This is a genomic window from Streptomyces sp. NPDC101165 (assembly GCF_044768135.1).
Classification (GTDB): Bacteria; Actinomycetota; Actinomycetes; order Streptomycetales; family Streptomycetaceae; genus Streptomyces.
In genome coordinates, this window is the sequence record NZ_JBIWPG010000002.1 from 303,453 (window position 1) to 330,204 (window position 26,752).

The following is a 26,752-nucleotide window of genomic DNA, read 5'->3' on the forward strand; positions in this document are numbered from 1 at the left end:
CCTCAGCCCACCTTGGACTTGAGGTCGCTCGCCAGCCCGTTCAGCACGGACCCGGCGTCCTTCCCGCCGTAGATCTCCTGGAGCGCGGCGGCCCAGCTCGTGGTGGCGTCGAAGAACTGGGCCTGCGGGGTGAACTGGATCTTCGTCTGGTCGACGACGGTCTCGAAGGTCTCGATGAAGCCGGGCAGGTGCCGCATCTTGTCCTTGTAGGCGCCGTCCTGGCCGACCGACTTCCGCACGGGGTCGATGTGGTTGTTCGTGAGGGCGGCCCGGCGCAGGTGCTCCTTCCCGGTCGCCCACTGCAGGAAGAGCCAACTGGCGCTCTTCCGCCTGCTCCTGGCGTTCATGCCGAGCGACCAGATCCACATGTTGGTGGCGAGCGACCCGTCCGGTCCCTTGGGCCCGGGGTGGAAGGCGATCTTCCCGGAGGCGGGCGAGGCTCCCTGCACGGCCTGGAAGTAGGCGGCCGTGTCCGCGTCGAACAGCATCCCGGCCTTCTTCGCGCCGAGGTCGCTGGAGCACTGGTACCAGGTGTACGACGTCCAGGACGGCGGACCGCCCTGCTTCACCATGCGGGCCCAGTCCTCGGTGAAGGCGACGGCCTTCGGGGTGTTCATGGCGGGGGTGAGCTTCCCGCCCCCGACGGTGAAGTCGTGCAGCCCGTTGCGGGCGTACATGGTCATGAACCCGGGGTGGATGGTGGCCCAGCTACGGGACCCCCGTACGGCGATCCCGTACATGCCGTCGAACCCGGCACCGGGAGCCTTCTTCTTGATCACCCCGGCCAGCTCGCGCAGCTCGTCGAAGCTCTCGGCCGGCTTCAGCCCCAGCCTGCGGAACACCTCGGTGTTGTAGGCGACCACGTTGGTCTCCCAGCCCCACGGCAGCGCGTACTGCCCGCCCCGGCCGAGCGGGGCGCCCGCCTTCAGGGACCACTGGTCGGCCTGGAGGAGGTTCGGGAAGAAGTCGTCCCGGTCCCATTCGGCGCCGGTCGCCGAGGAGTTGCGCATCCACGGCCCGAGGTCCTCCAGCCACCCCGGTGGCCCGTACTGCCACACCATGTAGGCGCCGAGCATGAAGACGTCGTAGGAGGCGCGCCCGCTGGACAGGTCGACGGTGAGCTTGTCGAAGTAGTTGTCCTCGGGGAAGACGTCGTACTTCACCTCGATGCCGGTCTTCTCGGTGAAGGACTTCAGGTCGGCGATCAGGGCGTCGGTGTACGGGTGCTTGTTGAGCAGCGCCTTGACGGTCGTGCCCTTCTCCCGCTTCCAGTCGAAGGCGCCGGTGACGTCGTCGGCGGCCGAACCGTCGCCCTGGTGGCTGTCGTCGCCGCCGAAGCCGGTACCGCAGGCGGACAGCAACGGGGCCGCGGCGGTGGCGGCGGTGAGGGCTCCGGTGAGCGCGAGAAAGCGCCGGCGGTCGTGCACGTGCCTGTTCATCCGTGACCTCCGTCGGTGGGGCGGTGGGGTCGGGCGGGGTTAACAGCGCGAGTCGACTCGATAACAGAGGGTGTAACGGCAAGGGAAGGCCGTCAATCCCTTGTGTACAAGGAAATCAAGGGGAAATATCAGATGTGAGTGGGAAGTTAACGCAACTGCCCGACGGGGCCAGGTGATGCGAACAGTCGTCCTGCATATCACCGGCTTGGGTGACCGCAGAAGAAACGGCGTTCATGTGTGCTGTGGTCGCACTACCGTCCGGATCTATGAAGCTGGTGGTGCAGGTGAAGCTGGTGCCGACGCCCATGCAGGCGTTGGGCCTTGAGGCGACCCTGCGTGCCTGCAACCGGGCCGCCACCTACGCCTCTGCCGTCGCTTTCGCCAAGGACCTGAAGGATCGCAACGGTCTTCAGAAGGAGGTGTATGCAGCCTCGAAGGCGGCTTTCGGGTTGTCTGCGCAACCGGTGGTGCGGGTGGTGAAGAAGGTCGTCGACGCCTACGCGGCCTTGAAGGCCAATCTGCAGGCGGGAAACTTGGGTCCGCCCAGCTCCAAGCGGCACCGCAAGGCAGTTGGTACCCCGATCGTCTTCCGTCCGGAGGCAGCCCAGCCGTTCGACGACCGCTGCCTGTCCTGGCAGTACGACGCGCGCACCATCTCCATCTGGACCGTGGACGGGCGGATGAAGGGGATCCGGTTCGCCTGCTCACCCGATCAGCTCAAGACCCTGGTGCAGTACCGCAAGGGGGAGAGCGACCTAGTGTTCAGGGGCGGCAAGTGGCTCCTGATCGCCACCTGCGACATCCCCGATCCTGAAGCGTATGAGCCGGTCGACTGGATCGGGGTGGACCGGGGCATCGTCAACCTGGCCACGACCAGCGACGGCGCCAACTACCAAGGCCGCCGTCTGGGCCGCTACCGGCGTTGGCAGGCCCGCAAACGCGCCGAACTCCAGGCCAAGGGGACCCGGTCGGCCACCCGCCGGCTGGCCCACCGCGCGCAGAAGGAGAAGCGCCATGCCACGCAGGTGAACCACGAGGTCAGTAAGGAGATCGTGTCCGTCGCGCAACGCACCGGTCGCGGCATCGCCGTGGAGGAACTCGGCGGGATCCGCGAGCGGGTACGGCTTCGTCGCGACCAGCGGGGCACGCTCTCCTCCTGGCCCTTCCACCAGCTCGGACAGCACCTCGCCTACAAGGCGCGCAAGGCCGGGGTGCCGTTCCTTGAGGTGGATGCGGCATACACCTCGCAGCGCTGTCCGCGCTGCGGGTATACCGAGCGGGCCAACCGGCCCACCCGGGACCACTTCTGCTGCCGTCGGTGCGGGCTCGCTGGCCCGGCCGACGTCGTCGCCGGGGTCAACGTGCGCGACCGCGCGCGCTCGGCGTGGGTGTTCGTCACCGCACCCGCACCCTGAACCACAAGGGGGCTGGGTGGATGCGACCCGTGACCGTCCTGTCGTAGGGGGCAGTCGGGAGCGCGACGAGGTGTGAACGACCCGAGTGCACGAGCTCGGTCGTTCACGGCCGAGAAGGTGACAGAGCGGTCCGCTATCTGCGGGAGGTCCGGATGGGGTTGGCGTGGCTCGGGATCGACCTCGGGACGCAAGGGGTGCGCGCCCTGCTCGTGACGGCCGACGGCGGCGTCCTCGGCAGCGGAGCGGCGCCCCTGCGGCGCGGTCGGCGGGACGGGGTGCGGCACGAGCAGGACCCGGGGGAGTGGTGGGAGGCGGTGTGCGCGGCCTGCGGGCGTGCGCTCGACGGGGCGCGGGTGCCCCTGGGCGGGGTCGCGGTGTGCGGGACCTCCGGGACCGTACTGCTCACGGACGACACCGGCCGCCCGCTGAGCCCGGCGCTCATGTACGACGACGGGCGGGCGGCGGCCGAGGCGGGCCGGCTGCGGTCGGCGGGGCTCGCCGTGCAGGACACCTGGGCGCTGCCGAAGGTGCGCTGGCTGGTCGACCGGTACGGCCCCGGCCGGGTGGCGCACCAGCCCGACCTGGTCACCGCGCGCCTCGTCGGCCGGCCCGTCCCCGCCGACTCCAGCCACGCCCTGAAGACGGCCTACGACGTGGAGCGCGACCGCTGGCCGGATCTCACCGGCCTCCCCGCCGGGACCCTCCCGGACGTCGTGCACCCCGGCACCCGGCTCGGCGAGGTCTGCCCGGCCGCCGCCGAGGCCACCGGCATCCCGGCCGGCACCCCGGTCATCGCGGGCATGACGGACGGCTGCGCGGCACAGATCGCCTCGGGCGCGCTGCGGGAGGGCGCGTGGAACTCGGTGCTGGGGACGACCCTGGTCCTGAAGGGAGCCGCCGCGGACCCGGTCCACGACCCGGCCGGCGTGGTCTACAACCACCGTGCACCCGACGGCACCTGGCTGCCCGGCGGCGCCTCCAGCGTCGGCGCCGGTGTCCTCACGGCCCGCTTCCCGGGCGCCGACCCGGCCGCACTGGACACCGAGGCCGCCGCCTTCGAGCCCTCGAACGCGGTCGCCTACCCGCTCGTCTCCCCGGGCGAACGCTTCCCCTTCCGCGCCCCGCGCGCCACCGCCCTCCTCCTCGGCGTCCCGGAGTCGGACGCCGACCTGTGGGCCGCCCTCCTCCAGGGCGTCGCCTTCACGGAACGCCTCTGCCTGGACTACCTCCACCACCTCGGCGCCCCCCTGCACGGCCCGCTCACCTTCACCGGCGGCGCGGCCCGCAGCCGGTACTGGACCCAGCTCCGCGCCGACGTCCTGGGCCGCCCGGCCAGGGTCCCGGAACAGCCGGAACCCGCCCTGGGCATGGCCGCACTGGCCGCCTACGGCACCGGTGCCGCACCCACGCTCGCCGACGCGGCCGAGCGCATGGCCCGCCCCGGCACGACCGTCGACCCGCGCCCGGACCGTTCGGCCCGCTTCACCGAGCCGTACGCCCGGTTGGTGGGCGAGCTGGAGTCCCGGGGGTGGCTGCCGAAGGAGGTCGCCGCACATGCGCGGGCGCGGCTGGCCCGGGATACTCCGGGCTCATGAGTACGACCCTCCTCCTCGCCCGCCACGGCCAGACCGTCTGGCACGCCGAGAACCGGTACGCCGGGGTGAGCGACGTGGCCCTGACCGACACGGGGCGCGCCCAGGCCGAGGCGCTGGGCCGCTGGGCCGCCGCCCACCCCGTGGACGCGATCTGGACCTCGCCCCTGTCCCGGGCGATCGCCACCGCCGAGCCGGCCTGCCGTGCCCTCGGCCTCACCCCGTACCGCGAAGTCGACCTGCGGGAATGCGACTTCGGGGTGGTGGAGGGCCGTACGCTCGCCGAGTTCGAGGCCGAGAACCCGCGGGCGGCGGAGGCCTTCCGCGCCGACCCGGTGGCGCACCCCTTCCCGGGCGCCGAGGATCCCCGCGCCGCCGCAGCCCGAGGCACGGCCGCCCTGCACCGGATCGCCGCCGCGCACCCCGATGAGCGGGTCCTCGTCGTCGCCCACAACACCCTGCTCCGCCTGGTGCTGTGCTCGCTCCTGCACATCCCGGTGGCGGAGTACCGCCGCGTCCTGCCGAGGTTGCGCAACGCGGCGGTGAGCGAGATCCGCCTCACGGAGCACAGCGCCGCGCTGCTGTCGCTCAACATCCCCTGCGAGTGACCGGTCACGGGCGTGGCAGCAGCCCGCGCTCCATCGCGACGACCACTGCCCGCGTGCGGTCGTTGACGTCCAGCTTGGCGAACAGGCGCAGCAGATGCGTCTTGACGGTGGCCTCGGAGATGACGAGCCGCCGGCCGATCTCGGCGTTGGTGAGCCCGTCGGCCACCGCGGTCAGCACGTCGGTCTCGCGGGTGGTGAGCGGATCGTGGACGGGGCGCCGCATCCGGGCGACCAGCTTCTCCGCCACCCGGGGGGCGAGCACGGTCTCGCCGCGCGCGGCCGAGTGGATCGCGTCGACCAGCTGCTCGCGGGTGGTGTCCTTGAGCAGGTAGCCGATGGCGCCGGCCTCGACCCCGCGCTCGATGTCGGCGTCGGTGTCGTAGGTGGTGAGGATCAGCACGCGGGTGCGCGGGTGCCGAGCGGCGATCTCGGTGGTCGTCGCGACCCCGTCCAGCACCGGCATGCGCAGGTCGACCAGGGCCACGTCCGGGTCGTGGCGGGCGACCAGGCCGAGCGCGGCACGGCCGTCGCTCGCCTCGCCGACGACCTCGATGTCCGCCTCCCCGTCCAGCAGGGCGATCACCCCGGCCCGCATCACGGTGTGATCGTCCACCACGACGATCCGGAGCCTGTCGGTCATGCCGCTCCCTCCACCGGGATCACCGCGAGGATCCTGGTTCCGTCCCCGACCGAGCTGGTCACCGTGAGCCGCCCGCCCAGTTCGGCGAGCCGTTTGCGCATCCCGTCCAGGCCGAAGCCGGTGGAGGCCTCGACCACGAATCCGGTGCCGTCGTCCGTGACCTCCAGCTCCACCCCGTGGGGGCGCCGGGCCAGCACCACGCCGACCGTCGAGGCACGGGCGTGTTTGCGCACGTTGGCCAGGGACTCCTGGGTGCAGCGCAGCAGCGCGACCCGGGTCTGCTGGTCGCAGTCCAGGTCGGCCAGCTCGGCGGTCACGCTCAGCCCGGTGTCCTCGGCGAACCGGTCCACGATCCGCTGCAGGGTCTGCGCCACCGAGCCGGAGTGCGCACCGCCCGGCGGCCGCCCCGAGCCGACCAGTTCCCTGGCCTCCGCCAGGTTCTCCCGGGCGGTCGACTCGATCGACACCAGCTGCCGGGCGGTGCGCCCGGGGTCGGTGACGAGCCCGGCGCGGGCCGCCTCGGCCAGCACGACGATCGAGGCGAAGCCCTGCGCGAGCGTGTCGTGGATCTCCCGTGCCATCCGCTCCCTTTCCTCCGCCGCGCCCTGCCGCAGATGCGCCTCGGTCAGTTCCGCCTGGGTGCGCTCCAACTCCTCGATCAGCCGGGCGCGTTCGCTGCTCTGCTCGACCACCGCGCGGGCCCACAGGCCGATCAGGACGCCGACCGCGACCACGATCAGCGTGCCCACCACCGTCTCGCCGAAGAACGCGCCGGACCAGCCCTGCCGCACCCAGGCCCCCAGCAGCGTGCCGGCGGTGGCCAGCCCCAGGAAGGTCAGGGAGATCCTCGGGGTGCGGCCGAACATCCAGTAGTGCGGCAGCGTGACCATGAACAGGGCCGCGTAACTGGTGCGCAGATAGGCGAGTCCGGCGAGGGCGATCACCAGCACCGCGAGGTACCCGTGCGGCCGTACGACGGGGTGGGCGGGGCGCCGGTCCAGCACGGCGAAGCACAGGGCCACGCTGCCCAGCAGGGCGAGGGCCGCGTACCGGTCGGCGCCGTGGCTCAGGGCCGTGATCCCGACCGCCATCGCGGCGAACAGGACCCAGCACACCGCGTTCCAGCGGCGCAGCGAGGTCGCCCACAGGGCGTCGGCGGTCGTGGTCATACCTGTCAACCTACGTCCAGCAGTGCGGGGTTCGGGCCGGGGACGGCGGTCCTCGACGGTCGTACGGGCCACCAGGCGCGCTCGCCGAGGAGCAGCAGGGCCGCCGGCAGGATCAGCACACGCACCACGAAGGCGTCCAGCAGGACGGCCGCGGCGAGCACGAAACCGATCTGCTTCATCTCGATGATGTGCAGGAAGACGAAGCTCACGAAGACGGTCGTCATGATCACGGCCGCGCTGGTCACCACGCTCGCCGACCGCCGGATGCCCTCGACGACCGCCTGCCGGGTCGGCGTGCCGGCGAGCACCGCCTCCCGGATCCGGCTGACCACGAACACCTGGTAGTCCATCGACAGACCGAAGAGGATCACGAGGAGGAACAGCGGCACACGGGAACCGATCGACCCCGTGGAGTGGAAGTCCAGCAGCCCCTCGGCCCAGGTGTGCTGGAAGACCAGCACGAGCAGACCGAGCGCGGCCGCCGCCGACAGCAGGTTCAGCACGACACCGAGCAGGCCGAGCACGACCGAGCGGAACGCGTACAGCGTCATCAGGAACGTCATCAGCAGCAACGCGCCGAGGACCAGGGGCAGTTTGCCGTCCTGATGGGCCGGATAGTCGGTGTAGCGGGCCACGTCGCCGCTCACGCCGTACCGCGCCCCGGTGACCTTGCCCACGGTGGCGGGCAGGTAGGTGCGGCGCAGATGCTCCAGCGAGTCGCTCGCCTGCGGGGAGTTGCCCAGGTACGGCACCCGCAGTTCCAGGGTGCTGGTCCGGTGGTCGGCGGCGGTGCGGATGCGGGCGTAGTCGGTGAACAGCGGGTCGGCGGCGGCCCGGCGGGCCAGTGCCCGCAGCTCCCCGGTGACCTGGGCGGAGCGCTCGGCGGGAGCCTGTACGACGACCTGGTGGACGACCCGCCGCTCCGGGAACTCCGCGTTGAGGCGGTCGTACACCCGCATGGCGGGGATCGCGCGGGAGTGGGTGTCCCGGCTCATCTCGGTGATCTTCAGACCGGTCAGCGGGAGAACGAGGGCGAGCAGGGCGAGGAGCGAGCAGCACAGGGTGGCCAGCGGATGCCGGGCGGCGGGGCGCAGCAGCGCGGACCAGAACCGGCCGTCGTCCCCGCCGCGCAGGCGCCGTGCCGGCTTGCCGTGTTCCGCCCGCCGCCGCGCCCTGCGCTCGGCCCGTCGGCCCAGCACGGCCAGCAGCGCGGGCAGTGCGGTCAGGGAGCTGGCCACCGCGACCAGGACGACCACGATCGTGCCGGTGGCGAGCGAGGAGAAGATCACGTCCGAGGCCAGGTACAGCGTGGCGGTGGAGGCGACTACCGCAAGACCGGAGACCACGACGGCCCGCCCGGACGTGGCGGCCGCCAGCTCCACCAGCGCCTCGGTGCCGAGCCGGCCACCGGAGCGGGCCCGCTCCTCGCGCTCCCGCTTGAGGTGGAAGAGCGTGTAGTCGACGCCGACCGCGAGGCCGATCATGAGGATGACGTTCTTGCCGACACCGGCGTCGGGGGTGAGGTGCGAGGCGGCCATCGCCAGCCCGATGGCCGCCGCGATCGACGACAGCGCGAGCAGCAGCGGTACGGCGGCCATGGTGAGCGAGCCGAACACGAGCAGCAGGGTGACGAGGGTGAGGGGCAGGCTGATCTTCTCGGAGAGGGCCAGGTCGTCGTCGCGCTGCTGGTCGACTCCCCTGCTGACGGAGGGGGATCCGGTCTCCTGCACGAGCAGCTCGGGGTGGGCCCGTTGTACGGCCCGGGTCTGCGCGACGAGGGCGCCGACCTTGTGGTCGGCGTCCAGCTCCTCGCCCTTGAGGGACACCTCGACCATGAGGACGCGTCCGTCGGAGGAGCGTTCCGGGGCGGCCACCTCGGCGACCTCGGGCAGCCGTCGCATGCGTGCGGTCAGCTCGTGCGCGGCGGAGGCGGCGGGTCCCTCGTCCAGGGCACCCGAGGGGGCGGAGATCAGGATCTGCTCGGTGGACGGGCGTTCCAGATGCCCTTCGGCGGCCATGGCCTCGGCCCGGCCGGCCTCGCCCACCCGGTAGTCGGCGGTCTTCGCGTTGTTGGTGCCGAGGGCGCTGCCGACGCCCAGGCACAGCGCCACGAACAGCAGCCAGCCGACGAGCGCCCGCCAGGGGTGCCGGGCGCTCCAGCGCGCCATGCGCACAGTCAGTGAGTTCATGCCCAAAAGCCTTGCTGAACAGGGCATTTGGCGGACACGGGTACCCGGTGGAACTTCGGGTCAGCCGTTCGGTGGACCCTCGGGGTGGGGAAGACCCCCGCAAGTCACGTCCTCGCGGGGGTCTTCTCTCATCCGCCTGCCGACGTGAAGGCTGAGAAGACGATCACGAGGCAGGACGTCTCAGGGGGCGAGCAGGAGCACGTCCGCGCGGGACCTCGCCGCCGCGTACCGCCGGGCCACGTCCTGCCAGTTGACGACCTGCCACATCGCCTCGACGAAGTCCACCTTCTGGTTGCGGTACTGGAGGTAGAAGGCGTGCTCCCAGGCGTCGAAGACCAGGATCGGGGTCGAGCCCTGACCGACGTTGCCCTGGTGGTCGTAGACCTGCTCGACGATCAGCCGCCCGCTCAGCGGCTCGTACGCCAGCACGCCCCAGCCCGAACCCTGGGTGGTGGCCGCTGCCTTGGACAGCTGCGTCCTGAACGCCGCGAAGGATCCGAAGGACTCCTCGACCGCCTCCGCCAGCTCGCCCACCCCGTCCTGCGCCAGCGGCTCGCCGCCCCCGTCCTTCGGGCCGGTCATGTTCTGCCAGTAGATGCTGTGCAGGATGTGGCCGGAGAGGTGGAAGGCCAGGTTCTTCTCCAGACCGTTGACCGCCCCCCACGACTCCTTGTCCCGCGCCTCGGCGAGCTGCTCCAGCGTGTCGTTGGCGCCCTTCACATAGGCCGCGTGGTGCTTGTCGTGGTGCAGCTCGATGATCTCGGGGCTGATCACGGGCGCGAGCGCGGAGTAGTCGTAGGGCAGGTCGGGCAGCGTGTAGACGGGCATGGGGGTCCCCTCCGAAGCTCTTATTGCAAAGGACTTGCAACTACAAGCTAGCAACAAAAAGACCCCCGCGGGTGCACCGCGGGGGTCTTTCGGGAAGCACTCGAAGAGGAGGGCGAGGTCAGGACCTGGCGCGCACCCGCTGCCACCCGTACCCCACAGCCGCCAGGAGCAACGTCATCCCACCGGTCGAGTACAGCTGAATCCGAGTCCCCTGCTCCCGGGCCATCAGCACGAAGATCGCCGCCATGCCGGCCAGGGCGACCCACGTCAGGAACGGGAACGCCCACATGCGGACGACCAGCTTCTCCGGCGTCTCCCGCTCCACGCGCCGCCGCAGTAGCAGCTGGGAGACCGCGATGAAGATCCAGACGACCAGGATGACCGCGCCGATCATGTTCAGCAGCCAGGGGAAGACGTCGTCCGGCCGCCAGTAGCTGAGCAGCACGCACACGAAGCCGAAGACGGAGGAGGTGAGGACGGCGATGCGCGGGACGCCGCCGGAGACCTTCGCCAGGACCTGGGGACCCTGACCGCGCTCCACCAGCGAGTAGGCGATGCGCGAGGAGCCGTAGATGTTGGCGTTCATCGCGGAGAGCAGGGCGACCAGCACGACGACCTTCATCACCTGGCCGGCGCCGGGAATGCCGAGCTGGTCGAGGGCGGCGACGTACGGGCCCTTGTCCGGGTTCGCGATGTCCTTCGAGTCCCACGGGACCAGCGTGACCACGACCGCCATCGAGCCGACGTAGAACAGCGCGATACGCCACATCGCCGTACGGACCGCGCCCGCCACGCCCTTGACCGGGTTCTTGGACTCGGCGGCCGCGATCGTGACCGTCTCCAGGCCGCCGTAGGCGAAGACGGAGGCGAGCAGACCGGTGACCAGACCCTCGCCGCCGTGCGGGAAGAAGTCGGTGAGGTGGGAGGTGCCCGGGCTGTCCGTGCCGGGGAGCACGCCGGCGATGGCCAGCCCGCCCAGGACCAGGAACAGGCTGATCGCGCCGACCTTCAGCGCCGCGAACCAGAACTCGAACTCGCCGAAGTTCTTCACCGCGGCCAGGTTCGCCCCGCAGAACACCAGCATGAACAGGGCGACCCAGGCCCACTGCGGGGTGCCCGGCAGCCAGCCGGTGACGATCTTCGCGGCGGCGATGCCCTCCAGGCCGACGGCCGTGCACAGCAGGACCCAGAAGGACCAGCCCGCCGTGAACCCGGCCCAGGGGCCCATCGCCCGCTCGGCGTGCGCGGAGAAGGAGCCCGAGGACGGGTGGGCGGCGGACATCTCGCCGAGCATCCGCATCACCAGCATCACCAGGAGGCCGGAGAGAGCGAAGGCGATCACGATGGACGGTCCGGCCGCGGCGATACCCGCGCCGGAGCCGACGAACAGGCCCGCGCCGATCACACCGCCGAGGGCGATCATCGACAGGTGGCGCTGCTTGAGACCGTGGGAGAGGGAGGCACCGTCCAGTTGCTGCGGGGGCGTCTCGGTGGTGGTGTTGCTGGGCATGGGCGCGGCTCGTCCAGTCCATGAGGGTGGCAAAAACGCCCACAGTCTGGGCGGCCCGTCCGCTCACGCGGACAGGCGGCCCAGTATGCGGACACCCACTTTACGCAGAGTGAGGCCTCGGTTACGCGGCCACGGGCGTGTAGTGCGAGGCGTCGCCCTCGATCGAGTAGCTCTCCTTGCCCTCGATGCCGACCGGGATGTCACCGGCGACGGTCACTCGGTGCAGACGGCGCGGCCGGCCGTCGTAGTTGTCGATGGCGTAGTGCTGGGTGATGCGGTTGTCGAAGAGGACGAGCTGGTTCTCGGACCAGCGCCAGCGCAGGATGTTCTCCGGACGGGTGACGTACGACTGGAGGAGGTCCAAGAGCTTGCGGGACTCGCCCACCGACAGGCCGACGATCCGCTGCGCGAACCCGCCGATGAACAGACCGCGTTCACCGGTCAGCGGGTGGACGCGGACCACCGGGTGCGCGGTGCGGTACGTGATGGACGTGAACCGGGCGCGCTCGGCGGCCTTCTCCTCGTCGATCTCCTCGGCCGGCACCGCGTAGTCGTAGTCGTTGGTGTGCTCGGCCCACAGGGTGTCGGCGAGCCGGCGCAGCGGCTCGGGCAGGTCGCGGTAGGCGGCCGCCGCATTGGCGATCAGGGTCTCGCCGCCGTACGGCGGGACGGTGATCGAGCGCAGGGTGCTGGCCTGTGGTGGGTTGAGGACGAAGGTGACGTCCGTGTGCCAGTGGTTGGCGCGGCCCCGCTCGCTGTCCACGGGCAGCACGTTCGGAGCGCCCTCGACGGCGCCGACCGTCGGGTGGGCCGTGGTCAGGTCGCCGAGGTGGCGGGCGAAGGCCTGCTGGCCCGCGTCGTCGAGGTTCACGTCGTCGAAGACGAGCGCCTTGTGGACGTTCAGGGCCTCGCGGATCGCGGCGACCTGCTCGGGGGCGAGCGGCCCGGAGATGTCGACGCCGGAGACCCGGGCGCCGATGCGTGCGGTGACCTTGGTGATCTCGATGGACATGTCGGCTGGTCCTTTCACACGAGGGATGCGGTGTACTGGTTGGCGGGGCGGGGGAGGCCGTAGCGCTCCCGCAGGGTCTGGCGGCCGTCGTACTCGGTGCGGAGCAGGCCGCGGGTGCGCAGGAGCGGTACGACGTGCTCGACGAACGCCTCCAGACCGGAGGGCAGCACGGCCGGCATGATGTTGAAGCCGTCGGCGGCGCCCTGCGTGAACCAGGTCTCGATCTGGTCGGCGACCTGCTCGGGCGTCCCGGCGAAGGTGAGGTGCCCGCGTCCGCCGCCGAGCCGCCCGATCAGCTGCCGTACGGTCAGCCGCTCGCGCCGGGCCAGCTCCACGATGAGCGTGTAGCGGCTCTTGGCGCCCTCGACCGCGGACTCGGGCGGCAGGTCGGCCGGGAGCTGTGCCTCCAACTCCAGGGTTCCGGCGGGAAGTTGCAGCAAGTTCTCCAGACGGCCCACCCCGTGGTCGTACACGATGTGGTCCTCCAGCAGCCGCTCGGCGGCCCGCGCCTCGGCCTCCGTCGAGCCGAGCACCGGGACGATGCCGGGCAGTACCTTGATGTGGTCGGGGTCCCTTCCTTCCTGCGCGGTACGGGTTTTGAGATCGCGGTAGAAGGCCTGTGCGTCCTGCAGTGTCTGCTGGGCGGTGAACACCGCCTCCGCGTACCGGGCCGCGAACCGCCTGCCGTCCTCCGAGGAGCCCGCCTGCACGAGCAGGGGGTAACCCTGGGGTGTGCGCGGCACGTTGAGCGCGCCCTCGACGCTGAAGTACGTGCCCTGGTGCCGGGGCGGATGGATCTTGGCGTCGTCGCCCCAGACCCCGGCCGCCTTGTCGGCGACGATCGTGTCGTCCTCCCAGCTGTCCCAGAGCTTGAGGGCCACGTCGAGGAACTCGGCGGCGCGGGCGTACCGCTCGGCGTGCGCGGGTTCGCCGTCCAGGCCGAAGTTGCGGGCGGCCTCGGTACCCGCGGTGGTGACGATGTTCCAGCCCGCCCGGCCGCCGCTGATGATGTCCAGCGAGGCGAACTTGCGGGCCAGGTTGTAGGGGGAGTTGTAGGAGGTGGAGGCGGTGGCGATCAGACCGATGTGCTCGGTGGCCGTCGCCAGGGCCGTGAGCAGGGTGAGCGGTTCCAGGGCGCCGGCCGGGCGCTGGGCGACGCTGCCCCACAGGTGCGGGCCGTCGGCCAGGAAGAGGGAGTCGAAGGTGCCGCGCTCGGCGATGCGGGCGAGCCGCACGTAGTGGTCCAGCTCGACGTGCGCGTACGGGTCGCTCTCCGGCAGCCGCCAGGACGCCTCGTGGTGGCCGGTGTTCATCAGGAACGCGTTCAGGTGGAGCCGGCGGGTCATGCGTGGTCCTCCGTGACACCGAGCGCGGCCAGCAGCCGCTCGCGGTATTCGGTCAGCACCGGCTCGCGGTAGGAGCGCGGGTGCGGGCGGTCGATGGGCAGATCGAGACCGATCCGGCCCCGGTCCAGGACGAGGACCCGGTCGGCGAGCACGATCGCCTCGTCCACGTCGTGGGTGACGAGCAGCACCGAGGGCCGGTGGCGCTCCCACAGCTCGCGCAGCAGGTGGTGCATCCGGATCCGGGTGAGCGCGTCCAGCGCGCCGAACGGCTCGTCGGCCAGCAGGAGTTCGGGTTCACGGACCAGGGAGCGGGCGAGTGCGGCCCGCTGTGCCTCGCCCCCGGACAACTCGCCCGGCCAGGCCCGCTCCCGGCCCTCGAGGCCGACTTCGGCCAGCGCCGAACGGCCACGCTCGACGGCGTCCTTTCCGTTCAGGCCGAGGAGTACGTTGTCCAGCACCCGGCGCCAGGGCAGCAGCCGGGAGTCCTGGAACACGACCGACACCCGCTCGGGCGCGGTGAGCCGGCCGCTGCCGGCGACCCCGTGGTCGAGTCCCGCGACGGCTCGCAGCAGGGTGGACTTGCCCGAGCCGCTGTGCCCCAACAGGGCCGTGAACTGGCCGGCGGGCAGGTCGAGGTCGATGCCGTCGAGGACCGTGCGCCCCTCGAACGACCGGGTCAGGCCCCGCAGCCGGACGGCGGGCCGGGTCAGCTGCTCAGTGTGCGGCGCCACGACAGCACCCTCCGTTCGATCAGGCGGACCACGCTGTCGGAGACCAGGCCGAAGACGCCGTAGATCAGCAGGCCGACCAGGATGACGTCGGTCTGGCCGTAGTTCTGCGCCTGGAACATCAGGTAGCCGAGGCCGCTGGTGGCGTTGATCTGTTCCAGGACCACCAGGCCCAGCCAGGAACCGGTGACGGCGAGCCGGAGCCCCACGAAGAATCCGGGCAGCGCCCCGGGGATGACGACCTGCCGGATGAAGGTGAACCTGGACAGGCCCTGCACCTCGGCGAGTTCGACGTACCGGCTGTCGATGCCGGACAGGGCGGCGTGGGTGTTCAGGTAGAGGGGGATGTAGACGACGATCGCGATGATGGCGATCTTGAAGGTCTCTCCGATGCCCAGCCAGAGGATGAACAGCGGGATCAGACCGAGGGTCGGGATCGCCCGGTTGAGCTGCACGGTCCCGTCGATCAGCGCTTCCCCGGCCCGGCTGAGCCCGGCGGCGAGCGCGAGGGCGACCCCGGCGGTCAGACCGATCGCGAAGCCGTACGCGGCCCGCGTCAGCGAGGTCAGGATGTCGGTGGGCAGCGTGCCGTCGGTCCACAGGCGGACGCCCGTTCTCAGCACCGTCCAGGGCGCCGGGATCGCACCCGGGTCCAACTGTCCGGCCGCCGAGGCGGCGGCCCACAGGGCGAGCAGCAGCAGTGGGCCGGCCAGCCGGGCCGCGGGCAGGCGGCGGCCCGGGGAGAGGCGGCGGCGCCGGCGGACCTGGGGGAGTTCCCCGGTGCCCGTGGCCGTGGCCGCCACGGCGGTCGTCGTCGTGGTCACGGCGCTCACCTCCGGTACTCCGCCGGTACGGCCTTGGCGGCGAAGGACTCGAAGCGGTGGTCGAAGAGCGAGGAGACGTCGAACTTCTTCACGAAGCCGCCCTCGGCGAGCAGGTCGGCGGTCTCCTGTTCCCACTTGATCGCCTCGTCCCAACTGGGTGGGAACAGCGGCTTGTTGGCGAGCTCGGAGATGCCCCGGGCCTGCTCCGGGGTCAGGTTCTGCGTCTTGACGTAGAACTCCTCGTTCCACACGTCCGGGTGCTCGTACTGCCACACCTGGCCCTTGGCCCACTGCGGGATGTACGCGGCGATCGCGGCGGCCTTCGCCGGGTCGGCCAGCACGGAGACCGGCGCCCACAGCAGGTTGAGCAGGTCGACGACGTCGGTGGGGATGGTGTGGGCGCCCTTGCCCTCGTACTGCTTGAGGTAGGCGGGTGCCTGGCTGTTGGCGAGCGGGGCGATGTCCACCTGCCCGGACTGCAGCGCGGTCAGGAACTGGTTGCTGGTCAGCGGGACCAGCTTCACCTCGTCGTACTTCAGACCCGCCTGCTTCAGCGCCCGCAGGAGCACGACACCCTGCGCCTGCCCCTGGGAGAAAGCGAGCTTCCTTCCCTTGAAGTCCGCGACCGTACGGATGTCGCTGCCCGGCTTGGTGGCGAAGAGGTAGTTGGGCTTGCGGGTGATGTTGATCGCCACGATCTTGGCGTCGAAGCCCTGGTAGTGCGCCTGGATCGGTGGAATGCCCGCGTTGTTGGCCAGATCCAGGGACTTGGCGCGGAAGGCGTTGATGACATCGGGACCGGCCCCGATGTTCACCCAGCTCGACACCGTGAACGGCAGGGCGGGCAGCCTGGCCAGTCTGAACTGGAGCTGCTGCACACCCTGGTACGAGGCGACCTTCAGGCTGGTGCCGGGCGGCACCTTGTCGGCGAGCGGCTTCGTGGCCGCGCCCTCGGTGTCGGCGGCGGCGCTGCCGTGTGCGCAGGCGCTGAGACCCGCCACGGCGGCGGACGCGCCCAGCACGGAGGTGAGAAAGAGACGACGGTGCATGGGAGTACTCCCCTGAGGAAAAGGGCGGAAAGGCAGGCAGAAATCCGGGTGGGGGCAGGCCGGAAAAGAAAGAACTCACGCAACGGAAACACGCGCTTCATGCGCGGCAACGTGTCAGCAACAGAGGGTGCGACAGCTCGTGTGCGGGTTCATGACCAGCATGTTCCCGGCCATGCTCGCCCCTGTCAACATTCGGAGTTTCTGAATTAAATAGCCTCAGGTGATGCACTCAACGGGTCCCGGTACAGCACGTCGAGAATCACCGATCCACCCGCCGTCGCCAGTACGGAATCGGGGAAACTGGTCGGATGGACAGCCGTCGCACGGCTGATTCCGGCCGCTTCCCTGAGAGCGTGCAGGCAGTCCGTGAAGTGGATGACACCTACCTCGGTCACCACGACGGTCTCCGGGTTGAGCACATCCAGCAGCAGCCCGGCCGCCCGTCCGGTCGCCCGGGCCCGCTCCACCAGCAGTCGCCGGGCCACCGCGTCCCCAGCCGCCGCAGCGGCCACCACCTGCATCGGGTTCACCCCGTCGATCACCCCGGCCTCCCGGGCCCGCCGGCACAGCGTCCGCTCGCTCAGCTCCACCTGGAGGCAGCCGGTTCGCCCGCAACCGCACGGCTCGGTGCCGCCCGGCACCGGAAGATGGGCGATCGCACCGGACTGGGACCGGGGCCCGTGGTGCACCTCGTCATGGGTCGCGAACGCCGCGTCGACCACGTTGCCGACGAACAGATGCAGCACGCTGCGGCTGCTCCGGACCCGCCCGAACAGCCGCTCGCCGTTGACCAACGCCCGTGCGTGCCCGTCCACCTGGACCGGCAGCCCGGTGCGGGCGCCGAGCAGGTCCCGCACCGGCACCTCGCGCCAGCCCAGCAGCTCGTGCTCGACGACGGTGCCCGTCTCCCGGTCCACCCAGCCGCCGACGGCGACCCCGACCCCCAGTGGCCGGCGGCCCGGCACCTGCGCGAGCAGGGCCTCCAGTCCCTCGGCGGCCCGGGCCGACACCCGGCCCGGATCGGTCCGTTCGTGCTTCAGCTGCCGCTCGGCCACCACGCGGCCGCGCAGGTCCAGCAGCGCGACCGTGGTGTACGGCACGGCCACGTGCACCCCGCCGACCACGAACAGGTCTCGGTCGAGGTCGACCGGCACGTGCGGCCGGCCGACCCCGTTCGAACGGCGGGGTGCCGCCTCCTCACGGATCAGCCCGAGCCCGGCCAGCCGGGCACAGTGCTCGGTCACCGACGCGGGTGACAGCCCGGTCAGCCGGGCGATGGTGCTGCGTGCCACCGGTCCGTGCTCCAGCACGGACCGCAGCACGACGCTGGCACTCGTACGCCGCCGGTCGCAGTCGGCGGCGCGGGGAACGGGGGAGACAAGGGTGGATGCCGCGGTACGGGGCATGGAGGACCGTCCTCGGGAACGGGGCCGACACGTCTCGGAGAGGAGCGGCACACCGCAAGGCGCCGCTACCCCGGGCGGCGACAGATGGCCGTGCCTTGGCGTCGCAGGTCGACATAGCGACGCGACGTGAAGTACCGGGCCTGGGCAACCATGCGTTCGAAGCTAGCAAAGCGCCCCCGCGCTGCCCAGACGGCGACCGACGGGCGAGACGGCCACCGGGGCATTGGTGGAACCCTACAGACGAGGCGTCAGGTCCCCCCGTACCATGCACCACTTCACCTCAGTGACCGGTATCACGCCGTACCCGGTGTAACCTGCACCCTTTGTTCGGAGCCCACCAAGGGCCGGTTCCCGCCTTTGTCGAGCACCGACGGTGATCAGCGTGCGGCGGCCGGGATAGCGTCACGGTGTTCCCACGTGCCCACACCATTCGCGGAGTCCCCATGAGCACCGCCACCGTCGCCGCCCGCCCCGGCGCCGTACTCGCCGACCTCCTTCCCGCGTCCCGCGTGCGCGACGCCGCCCTCGTCCTCGGCGGCGCCGTGCTCACCGGTCTCGCGGCCCAGCTGTCGGTTCCGGTGCCCGGCTCCCCGGTGCCGGTGACCGGCCAGACCTTCGCCGCGCTGCTCGTCGGCACCTCGCTCGGTGCCCGTCGCGGCTTCCTCTCGCTGGCCCTGTACGCCGTCGCGGGTGCCGTCGGCGTGCCGTGGTTCGCGGGCGGCACCTCCGGCTCGGGCGCCGTCTCCTTCGGTTACATCCTCGGCATGCTGCTCGCCTCCGCGCTGGTGGGCGCGCTGGCCGCCCGCGGCACCGACCGCTCGCCGCTGCGCATGGCGGGCACGATGATCCTCGGCGAGGCCGTCATCTACGCCGTCGGCGTCCCCTACCTGGCCGTGGCCGCCGGCATGTCCGCCTCCCAGGCGATCTCCCTCGGCCTCACCCCGTTCCTCATCGGCGACGCGCTGAAGGCCGCCCTGGCGATGGGCCTGCTGCCCACCGCCTGGAAGTTCGTCAGCAAGCGCTGATGCCGTAGTTCTCATGCGGAAGAGGTTCGCCGGGTCGTACCGCTCCTTGAGCCCGGCGAGCCTCTTTCGTGTCTCCGGGGCGCACAGCCCCGCATTCCGTGCCGCTCAGGCCTCCTGCCGCCGGCGCTGTGACCACCACACCCCGGCCACACCGGCCGCGATGAGTGCGGCGCCCGCGGCGCCCAGGGGCAGTACGTCACGCCCCACACCGGTCTTCGGCAACTCGTCGCCGCCCGGTGCGACCGGCTTGTTGTCGGTGCCGAGGAGCAGCGGGGTGGCCGGGGCGTTCGGCGACGGGTTGGTCGTGCCGAAGGGCACCGGGCCCTGCTGCCAGAAGGTCTTCTTCCCGTCCGTGGTCTGCACGGGCAGACAGATCTTGCCGGCCTTGCTCAGGTCGTAGGTGGCCTGGACCGCGTACGACTTGGACTGCCCGGCCGCGAGCGTGCCGACCGGGCAGCTGAAACCGCTGTTCGAACCTTCCGGCAGGTCCTTTTTCGCGATGGTCGAGCAGCCCTGAACGCCCGTGATCTTCAGCGCGTCGAATCCGACGACCAAAAGCCGAATGTCACCGCTGCTCTTGGTGCCGTCGTTCTTCACGGTGGCGGTAATCGCCGTCTTTTTCGAACTGTTGTCGACCGAGATCTTCTCCGGCAGGAGCGTGCGCAGCTTCACGCCCGCCGGTGCCGTGTCGACCGCCTTTCCTCCCTTGTCGCTGCCCGTTCCCTGGTCATCGGCGGCGGCCGTGCAGGCGAGGGCCAGCACGGCCGAGAAAGATGCCATGACCAGCGATCCCGCGATGCCCGCCCTACGACGAGAACTCATGTTCGCCCCCCTTGCAACCCCCTGGACTGCGCCTGAATTCGCAGTACTTGAAGAGGTACCACAAGATTTCCCCGCACTATGCTGGTACGGCTCGAAGTGTGACCGTTGTGTTTCAGCAGAGACGGTCGTTGAGGGGGGTGCGAGGCATTGCCGGGAAATATGGGGGAAGCGGGAGGGCCGGGGGCCGGCGGGATTCCGGGGCTGCTGGTGAACGCACGCTATCGGCTGGTCGAAAGCATCGGGCAGGGGGGAATGGGGCGGGTGTGGCGGGCCGTCGACGAAATGCTCGACCGGCTGGTCGCGGTGAAGGAGATACGCGTCGACGGGCAGGCCGCGGAGGACAGCCGCACACACCGTGAACGCACCCTGCGCGAGGCCCGGGCGACGGCCCGGATCGACCACCCCAACGTCGTGCGCGTGTACGACGTGGTGGACGAGGGCCAACGCCTCTGGATCGTCATGGAGTTGGTCACCGGCCGCTCACTGGAGCGGATCATGACGGAGGAGGGCCCGCTGAGCCCGCGCGAGACCGCGCGCATCGGCCTGGGCCTGGTGGCCGCGCTCCGCCAAGTGCACGCCGGCGGCGTCCTGCACCGGGACATCAAGCCGGGGAACGTCCTGGTGGAAACGGGAGCGGGCCGGGTCGTCCTCACCGACTTCGGCATCGCCGCGATCCAGGACGCCAAGGCCCTCACCATGGTCGGCATGCTCGTCGGCTCCCCCGACTACATGGCCCCGGAGCGCATTTCCGGCCACCGCCAGGGTCCGCCGTCCGACCTGTGGTCGCTCGGCGCGACCCTCGCCGCGGCCCTGGCGGGCAACTCCCCGTTCACCCGCGACACCACCCTGGCCACCCTGCACGCGGTCCTCTACGAAGAACCCCGTCTCCCCCCGGCAGCAGGCCCACTGCACCCCCTTCTCGCCGCCCTCCTGACAAAGGACCCGTCGAACCGCCCCGGCCTGAGCGAGGTCGAGCGGGCCCTGAGGCTGGTGGTGTATCCGTCGCCGACCCCGACGGTTTCCATGGGGGAGGTGCCGGTACCGGGGGAGGGACCGGTGAGGACCGGGGCTGCGGGTACCGAGCCGATGGGCGCCGGATCAGCAGCCGGAGCCGAGCCGGTGGCTCCCGGACCTGCGGAGACCGGGCCGCGTGGCGCCGGGGCGGCGGGGCCCGACTCGGACGGTCTCCACTCGGGGGGTTCTGCGCTGCGCGGAGCCCGTCCGGCGGAAGCCGACCCGACGGGCCGGGGGGCGGGAGCGGCTCCCACTGGACCGGCGGAGACCGGGCCGCGTGGAGGGGGGACGGTGGGGCCCGACTCGGGCGGTCTGCCCTCGGGGGGTCTTGCGCCGCCCGGAGCCCGGCCACCGGGAGACGGGCCGATGGGGCGGGGGGCGGGCGGGGCTCCCACTGGGCCGGCGGAGACCGGGCCGCGTGGAGCCGGGGCGGTGGGGCCCGACTCGGGTGGTCTGCCCTCGGGGGGTTCTGCGCTGCGCGGAGCCCGGCCGGCGGGAGACGGGCCGGCCGGAGCCGAGCCGATGGGCCGGGGGGCGGGCGCGGCTCAGGCCGGGCAGGGACCCACCCCCTCCACACGGCCGTCCCAGGACGCGCTTGGCGGCCGATACGGCCCCATCGGTGTCGGCGGCGGCCTCGGCCCCGTCGGCGGCGTCCCCGTTCCCGGCGGCAGGGGTTCCGCCGGTGTCGGTGGCGGTGATGCCCCTGGCGACCGCGGTCCTGCCCGTGTCGGCGACGGCCCGCGCCTCAGTGACCCTGGCCCACCCCCTGTCGGCCTTGGTCCGGGCGGCCCCGGCCCTGCCCCTGTGAGCGGCGGTCGTGCTGCCCCCGACCATGGCCCCGCCCCCGTCGGCAGCAGCTCAGGCCCTGCCGGTGACCGTGGCGGACTCCTCGCGGCTGCTGATGAAGCCGGGGTGCCCGGGGACGGTCCGGCGCAGCAGTCCGCCGGGGCTCTCGCGCGGGCCGGTGCGGCGACCCGGCGTCGGGTGGGCGCACCGTTCGAGTCGGCCGGGGCGCCCGAAGAACAGGACGGCCCGCACTTCCGTCGTACCGCGCTCCAGGCCGTTCTCGGGGTCGTCGCCGTCGGTGTCGTGATCGCCGTGCTGGTCGTCACCTCCGGCGGGGGCGGGCGGCGGGAGGGGGCCCAGGGCGGGACCGCCACGGCTACTTCGCCCAGGGCCTCGGACTCCGAGGCCGCCGCCCCGACCAACTCCCCGACCGTCGACGGGACATCGCGGCCGCACAGCCCGCCGCCCGGCTCCAGGACGGAGGCGGGCGGGTTCGCGTGGATCCCGCCGCAGGGGTGGCGGCGGGACGTGAAGACCGGGGCCGAGGTGCACTACACCTCGCCCGACGGCCGGCAGGAACTCGTCGGCAAGTCCTCGCTGGCCCGGGGCGACCTCATGGACACCTGGAAGCGCTCGGAGGAGAACGCCCAGCAGGGACGCGACTACGTCAAGATCCGGCTGGCGGAGACCAGATTCCAGGGCTACCCGGCGGTCGTCTGGGAGTACACCTTCACCCTCAGGGGCACCCCCTGGCACGCCCGCCTCCTCGGCTTCGACGCGGACGGGAAGTCGTACCAGATCAACACCTGGTACCAGCCGGAGATCGAAGCACAGGCCCTGAAGACGTACAGCACGGTGAAGGAGACCTTCACCGTGCTGTGAGCCGTAAAGCAGCTGGAACCAGTCGGACGTCAGCCCGTGGTGACCTTGTCGGCCACCTCGGCCTCGGCCGCGGGCACCTCGGTCCCGCGGCCCGCCGTCACCTTCTGCTTGACGAACGCGACCACCAGCACGAGCGCCGCGACCAGCAGCGACAGCAGCACCGTCTCCTGCCCGTCATGCTCCGTGTCGAAGAGCATGTACACCAGGACGGACACGATCAGAGCGGCCGTCGCCCAGGTCAGGTACGGGTACAGCCACATCTTCACGACGAGCTTCTCCGGCGCCTCCCGCTGGATGATCTTCCGCATCCGCAGCTGCGAGGCGCAGATGACCAGCCACACGAACAGCGCGACCGCACCGGACGAGTTGACCAGGAAGAGGAAGATCGTGTCCGGGAACTTGTAGTTGAAGAAGACCGCGACGAAGCCGAAGAGCACGGAGGCGATGATCGCCGCCATCGGCACGCCCCGGGACGTCGTACGGGCGAACGCCTTCGGCGCGTCACCGCGCTGGCCGAGCGAGAACGCCATCCGGGAGGCCGTGTACAGGCCCGAGTTGAGGCAGGACAGCACCGAGGTCAGAACGATGAAGTTCATGATCTCACCGGCGTGCGCGATGCCGAGGGAGTTCAGGGCGGCGACGTACGAGCCGTCCTTCGCGATCGAGGGGTCGTTCCACGGCAGCAGCGCGACGACGACCAGGATCGAGCCCAGGTAGAAGACGCCGATACGCCAGATGATGCTGTTGGTCGACTTGGTGACCGCCTTCTGCGGGTCCTCCGACTCGCCGGCCGCCAGCGTCGCGATCTCGCTGCCCATGAAGGAGAAGACGACCAGCAGCACACCGGTGAGGATGGCGCCGGGTCCGTGCGGCAGGAAGCCGCCGTGCGAGGTCAGATTGCCGAAGCTCGCCTTGTCGGCGTGCACGCCGGGCAGGACACCGAGGATGGCCAGCAGGCCGACGACGATGAACGCGCCGATCGCCACGACCTTGATACCGGCGAACCAGAACTCGAACTCGCCGTAGGAGCTGACCGAGACCAGGTTGGTCGCGGTCAGGACGGTCATCACGATGAGCGCCCAGCCCCACTGCGGTACGGCCGGGATCCAGCCCTCGAGGATCTTCGCGCCGGCGGTGGCCTCGACGGCCAGCACGACGACCCAGAAGAACCAGTAGAGCCAGCCGATGGAGAAGCCGGCCCAGCGTCCGAGCGCGCGGTCGGCGTGCGCGGAGAAGGAACCGGAGGTCGGGTTGGCGGCGGACATCTCGCCGAGCATGCGCATCACCAGCACCACGAGCGTGCCGACGAGAGCGTACGACAGGAGGATGCCCGGTCCCGCGGTAGCGATACCGGAACTGGAACCGACGAAGAGGCCGGCTCCGATGACGCCACCGATCGCGATCATCGTCAGATGGCGGTTTTTGAGTCCTGCTTGGAGGCCCGAACCAGGGGTCATGGACGGATTTCCTTTACGCCAGGGGGAGCAGCCCGCACGAGCGGTGTACGAGCCGGTCCAGTGAAACCGAGGCGAACGAATCCGGGAACCTCTGAATCCAGATCGTTACTTGAGGTTTCCTTGAGGTTCTATGGGTTCAGCCACATTTTCTGGGCTCGACACCCGAAGCTGCTGCCCTGAAACAGGCGTGTCACACTCGTCCCATGCGCGTGTATCTCGGCTCCGACCATGCGGGCTACGAACTCAAGAACCACCTCGTCGAATGGCTCACGGCGGCGGGGCACGAGCCCGTCGACTGCGGGCCTCACATCTATGACGCCCTGGACGACTACCCGCCCTTCTGTCTGCGTGCCGCGGAGAAGGCGGCCGCGGACCCCGAGGCTCTCGGCATCGTGATCGGCGGCTCCGGCAACGGGGAGCAGATCGCCGCGAACAAGGTGAAGGGTGTGCGGGCGGCTCTCGCGTGGAGCGAGGAGACGGCGACGCTGGGGCGGCAGCACAACAACGCGAACGTCGTGGCCGTGGGTGCGCGGATGCACAGCACGGAGGAGGCGACCAAGTTCGTCGAGGTCTTCCTCAACACGCCGTTCTCCGGTGACGAGCGTCACCAGCGCCGCATCGACATGCTGTCGGCGTACGAGACGACGGGCGACCTGCCCCCGATCCCGCCCCACCACCCGCAGCAGTAACCCCGGGGGCTCCGCCCCAGGGCCCCGCTCTGCCCACCCACCCGACTCGGTCGGCTGAGATGAGGCGGGTGGGCAGAGCCTGTGCACCCACCCACCCGCCTGCCGACCGAGACGGGTGGGCGGGTGGGAAAGTCACGGCAGGAAAGGACACCTCAGCCTTGCCAGAAGGGCACACCATCCACCGGCTGGCCCAGGACTACGCCGAGCGCTTCCAGGGCACCGCCCCACGGGTGACCAGCCCCCAGGGCAAGTTCTCGGACGCGGCCGACCTGCTGAACGGCGCCCTCCTCACCGGTACCGAGGCCCACGGCAAGCACCTCTTCCTCCGGTTCCGCGACACCGACTGGGTCCACATCCACCTCGGCCTCTTCGGCAAGGTCGGCTTCGGTCCCACCCCCGCACCCCCGCCCACCGACACCGTCCGCCTCCGCCTCGCGAACGACACCGCGTACGTCGACCTGCGCGGCCCGACGACCTGCGCGCTCATCACGGACGACGAGAAGCGGGCGATACACGACCGCCTCGGCCCCGACCCCCTCCGTGCGGACGCCGACCCGGGCGCGGCACACCGGAGGATCTCCCGCAGCCGTACGACGATCGCCGCACTGCTGATGGACCAGAAGATCATCGCCGGTGTGGGCAACGTGTACCGCGCCGAGGTCCTCTTCCGGCACCGGATCGACCCGTACCGCGCGGGCCGGGACATCACCCCGGCCGAGTGGGACGCCATCTGGGCCGATCTCGTCGCGCTCATGCGGGAGGGCGTGCGCAACAACCGCATCGACACGGTCCGCCCCGAGCACACCCCGGAGGCGATGGGCCGCCCGCCCCGCGTGGACGACCACGGCGGCGAGGTCTACGTCTACCGCCGGGCCACCCTGCCCTGTCACCTCTGCGGCACCGAGATCCGCACCGCCGACCTCGCCGCCCGCAACCTCTTCTGGTGCCCGACCTGCCAGCAGCCCTGAGCGGGAGCCGTCAGAAGCCGTGCGGCAGCCACGGGACCACCGGTGAGGCGAACGCCACCGACGCCTCCGTCAGCGCCCCGCCCCGCAGTTCCCGTACCCGGCCGGCCGCCGCCAGCGACAGCAGGCTCACGCCGCCGAGGTAGGCCGCGCTCAACTCCCGTACGGACAGGGTGAGATCGGCGGCGTCGGTCGTACGCTCGCAGGACGCGCCCTTGGTGTCGCCGGTCAGCCGCCAACGCCCCGCGTTCCAGGGGCAGAAGTCGTCCGCCACCTCGAACACGACGTCCACCGGCGCCTGATAGGTGCGCGCCGCCAGTGCCGCACCGACGTCGACGAGACGGAGGTAGCACGAGTCCCGCAGCCGCGGCACGCAACGCCGGATGTCGGAGACCAGGTACTGCCACGCGTCGTCGACCGGACGTCCCCGCACCGTCAGGTTCGTCATCAGGTCGATGTCGCACAGGAAGCGCCACAGCGCCGCATCGGTCGCCGGGTCCCGTGCGGCGAGGTCCTCCAGCGACACCGTGCCGTTGTGCCCGGTCGGCCCCCAGCCCAGCTTGGTGCGGAAGCGGGCGTACCCGGTGACCTCGCCGTCCCGCTCGGCGACCACGCACTGCAGTGCGGACGCGCCCTCCCGCTCGCTCTCCGGGTCGAGCAGCGCCACCCGCTCCCAGCCGGGCTGCCGGGCCAGCATCCCGGGCCGGCGCGGCACCAGCGTCGCGTACACCGCCTCGCACTCGGCGAGGACGTCGGCGGGCTGCGCGTACCGCAGCCGTATCTCCTCGGTGCCGGCGGGCAGGGCCAGCCTCACCCGGCTCGTGTCGATCTCGGCGTGCACCTGGAAGGTGGCGGCGCCGTACCCGAAGCGGCCGTAGATGGCCGGCTCGGAGGCCGTCAGCACCGCCAGCGGCTCGCCCAGGGCGCGCACGTCGTCCAACTGGCGCCGCATCATGGAGGTCAGCACGCCGCGCCGCCGGTGCGTGGCGGCGACGCTCACCATGGTGACGCCCGCGGCGGGCACCAGGGACCCGCCCGGCACGGTCATCCGGAAGCTGAACGCCCCCGCCGTGCCCACCAGCACGTCCCCGTCCCAGGCGGCCAGGGAGCGGTCGAACTCGGTGAGCGATTTGTCCAGTTCACGTTCCTCGGGCGAGGCCGGACCCGCGCCGAAGGCACGGACCAGGTTGTCCCACCACCGGTCCCACTCCTCGGGGCGCAGCACCTTCAACTCGGTCGTACCGTCAGTCGCCATGAGCCATGCCTATCAGGGCATTGCGGGACGAGCCAGTGAATTTCTCCCGGGCGGCGGCACGCTTGCACTCCGTGCCGTTCACTGTGAAGTTGAACTGCGAAG

22 protein-coding genes are annotated in these 26,752 nt (G+C 71.1%); 7 read left to right on the forward strand and 15 right to left on the reverse strand.

Annotated features, from left to right (window positions below; all coding sequences use genetic code 11):
* Positions 1-2: 2 nt before the first annotated feature.
* Positions 3-1,439: an extracellular solute-binding protein gene (locus ACIRVH_RS04905; RefSeq protein ID WP_403948244.1), complete on the reverse strand. Its 1,437-nt coding sequence runs from the start codon at positions 1,437-1,439 to the stop codon at positions 3-5.
* A gap of 266 nt (positions 1,440-1,705) precedes the next feature.
* Between ACIRVH_RS04905 and ACIRVH_RS04910 the strand changes: the two genes are divergently transcribed.
* The 3 genes from ACIRVH_RS04910 to ACIRVH_RS04920 all read left to right on the forward strand — a co-directional run bounded on the left by ACIRVH_RS04910 (position 1,706) and on the right by ACIRVH_RS04920 (position 5,054).
* Positions 1,706-2,854: an RNA-guided endonuclease InsQ/TnpB family protein gene (locus ACIRVH_RS04910; protein ID WP_403948246.1), complete on the forward strand. Its 1,149-nt coding sequence runs from the start codon at positions 1,706-1,708 to the stop codon at positions 2,852-2,854.
* A 152-nt stretch (positions 2,855-3,006) separates the two neighbouring features.
* The gene (locus tag ACIRVH_RS04915) at positions 3,007-4,449 is read left to right on the forward strand and encodes an FGGY-family carbohydrate kinase (RefSeq protein ID WP_403948247.1); all 1,443 of its coding nucleotides are present in this window, start codon (positions 3,007-3,009) and stop codon (positions 4,447-4,449) included.
* Positions 4,446-5,054: a histidine phosphatase family protein gene (locus ACIRVH_RS04920; RefSeq protein WP_403948249.1), complete on the forward strand. Its 609-nt coding sequence runs from the start codon at positions 4,446-4,448 to the stop codon at positions 5,052-5,054. The genes ACIRVH_RS04915 and ACIRVH_RS04920 overlap by 4 nt, the downstream gene beginning before the upstream one ends.
* 4 nt (positions 5,055-5,058) lie before the next feature.
* On the opposite strand, the gene ACIRVH_RS04925 is transcribed toward ACIRVH_RS04920, so the two are convergent.
* From ACIRVH_RS04925 to ACIRVH_RS04975, 11 genes are all read right to left on the reverse strand, one after another.
* Positions 5,059-5,694: a response regulator gene (locus ACIRVH_RS04925; RefSeq protein WP_403948251.1), complete on the reverse strand. Its 636-nt coding sequence runs from the start codon at positions 5,692-5,694 to the stop codon at positions 5,059-5,061.
* Complete coding sequence (locus tag ACIRVH_RS04930) at positions 5,691-6,863, reverse strand: sensor histidine kinase (RefSeq protein WP_403948253.1); 1,173 nt, start codon at positions 6,861-6,863, stop codon at positions 5,691-5,693. The genes ACIRVH_RS04925 and ACIRVH_RS04930 overlap by 4 nt, the downstream gene beginning before the upstream one ends.
* Before the next feature lie 5 nt (positions 6,864-6,868).
* Entirely contained in the window at positions 6,869-9,052 is a 2,184-nt protein-coding gene (locus ACIRVH_RS04935; RefSeq protein WP_403948255.1) for an MMPL family transporter, read from the reverse strand.
* A gap of 180 nt (positions 9,053-9,232) precedes the next feature.
* Positions 9,233-9,880 carry a superoxide dismutase gene (locus ACIRVH_RS04940; protein ID WP_403948256.1) on the reverse strand — a complete coding sequence of 216 codons (648 nt, stop codon included), beginning with the start codon at positions 9,878-9,880 and terminating at the stop codon, positions 9,233-9,235.
* Between the two features lie 118 nt (positions 9,881-9,998).
* Entirely contained in the window at positions 9,999-11,390 is a 1,392-nt protein-coding gene (locus ACIRVH_RS04945) for an amino acid permease (RefSeq protein ID WP_403948258.1), read from the reverse strand.
* Positions 11,391-11,511: 121 nt separating this feature from the next.
* On the reverse strand, positions 11,512-12,402 hold the full coding sequence (locus ACIRVH_RS04950; RefSeq protein WP_403948259.1) for a TauD/TfdA dioxygenase family protein: 891 nt from the start codon (positions 12,400-12,402) through the stop codon (positions 11,512-11,514).
* 14 nt (positions 12,403-12,416) lie between these two features.
* Complete coding sequence (locus ACIRVH_RS04955) at positions 12,417-13,748, reverse strand: LLM class flavin-dependent oxidoreductase (RefSeq protein ID WP_403948261.1); 1,332 nt, start codon at positions 13,746-13,748, stop codon at positions 12,417-12,419.
* Positions 13,745-14,479: an ABC transporter ATP-binding protein gene (locus ACIRVH_RS04960; protein ID WP_403948263.1), complete on the reverse strand. Its 735-nt coding sequence runs from the start codon at positions 14,477-14,479 to the stop codon at positions 13,745-13,747. Before ACIRVH_RS04960 ends, ACIRVH_RS04955 begins: the two co-directional genes overlap by 4 nt.
* Positions 14,455-15,309, reverse strand: coding sequence for an ABC transporter permease (locus tag ACIRVH_RS04965; protein ID WP_403948265.1), 855 nt, complete (start codon positions 15,307-15,309; stop codon positions 14,455-14,457). Before ACIRVH_RS04965 ends, ACIRVH_RS04960 begins: the two co-directional genes overlap by 25 nt.
* On the reverse strand, positions 15,306-16,349 hold the full coding sequence (locus ACIRVH_RS04970; protein ID WP_403948267.1) for an ABC transporter substrate-binding protein: 1,044 nt from the start codon (positions 16,347-16,349) through the stop codon (positions 15,306-15,308). Before ACIRVH_RS04970 ends, ACIRVH_RS04965 begins: the two co-directional genes overlap by 4 nt.
* Positions 16,350-16,555: 206 nt before the next feature.
* On the reverse strand, positions 16,556-17,755 hold the full coding sequence (locus tag ACIRVH_RS04975) for an ROK family protein (protein WP_403948269.1): 1,200 nt from the start codon (positions 17,753-17,755) through the stop codon (positions 16,556-16,558).
* A gap of 443 nt (positions 17,756-18,198) precedes the next feature.
* On the opposite strand from ACIRVH_RS04975, the gene ACIRVH_RS04980 reads away from it, so the two are divergent.
* Positions 18,199-18,780, forward strand: a complete 582-nt coding sequence (locus ACIRVH_RS04980; protein ID WP_403948271.1) for a biotin transporter BioY — start codon at positions 18,199-18,201, stop codon at positions 18,778-18,780.
* Between the two features lie 105 nt (positions 18,781-18,885).
* Here ACIRVH_RS04980 and ACIRVH_RS04985 read toward each other — a convergent pair whose 3' ends face one another.
* The gene (locus tag ACIRVH_RS04985; RefSeq protein ID WP_403948272.1) at positions 18,886-19,602 is read right to left on the reverse strand and encodes an LPXTG cell wall anchor domain-containing protein; all 717 of its coding nucleotides are present in this window, start codon (positions 19,600-19,602) and stop codon (positions 18,886-18,888) included.
* 252 nt (positions 19,603-19,854) lie between these two features.
* Between ACIRVH_RS04985 and ACIRVH_RS04990 the strand changes: the two genes are divergently transcribed.
* Entirely contained in the window at positions 19,855-22,284 is a 2,430-nt protein-coding gene (locus ACIRVH_RS04990; protein WP_403948743.1) for a protein kinase, read from the forward strand.
* A 29-nt stretch (positions 22,285-22,313) separates the two neighbouring features.
* On the opposite strand, the gene ACIRVH_RS04995 is transcribed toward ACIRVH_RS04990, so the two are convergent.
* A complete protein-coding gene (locus ACIRVH_RS04995) occupies positions 22,314-23,741 on the reverse strand; it encodes an amino acid permease (RefSeq protein ID WP_403948274.1) in 1,428 nt (475 codons plus the stop codon).
* Positions 23,742-23,944: 203 nt separating this feature from the next.
* Between ACIRVH_RS04995 and ACIRVH_RS05000 the strand changes: the two genes are divergently transcribed.
* The gene (locus ACIRVH_RS05000; RefSeq protein ID WP_403948275.1) at positions 23,945-24,430 is read left to right on the forward strand and encodes a ribose-5-phosphate isomerase; all 486 of its coding nucleotides are present in this window, start codon (positions 23,945-23,947) and stop codon (positions 24,428-24,430) included.
* 158 nt (positions 24,431-24,588) lie between these two features.
* Entirely contained in the window at positions 24,589-25,398 is an 810-nt protein-coding gene (locus ACIRVH_RS05005; protein WP_403948277.1) for an Fpg/Nei family DNA glycosylase, read from the forward strand.
* A 10-nt stretch (positions 25,399-25,408) separates the two neighbouring features.
* Here ACIRVH_RS05005 and ACIRVH_RS05010 read toward each other — a convergent pair whose 3' ends face one another.
* Positions 25,409-26,650 carry a GNAT family N-acetyltransferase gene (locus ACIRVH_RS05010; protein ID WP_403948279.1) on the reverse strand — a complete coding sequence of 414 codons (1,242 nt, stop codon included), beginning with the start codon at positions 26,648-26,650 and terminating at the stop codon, positions 25,409-25,411.
* Positions 26,651-26,752 lie beyond the last annotated feature (102 nt).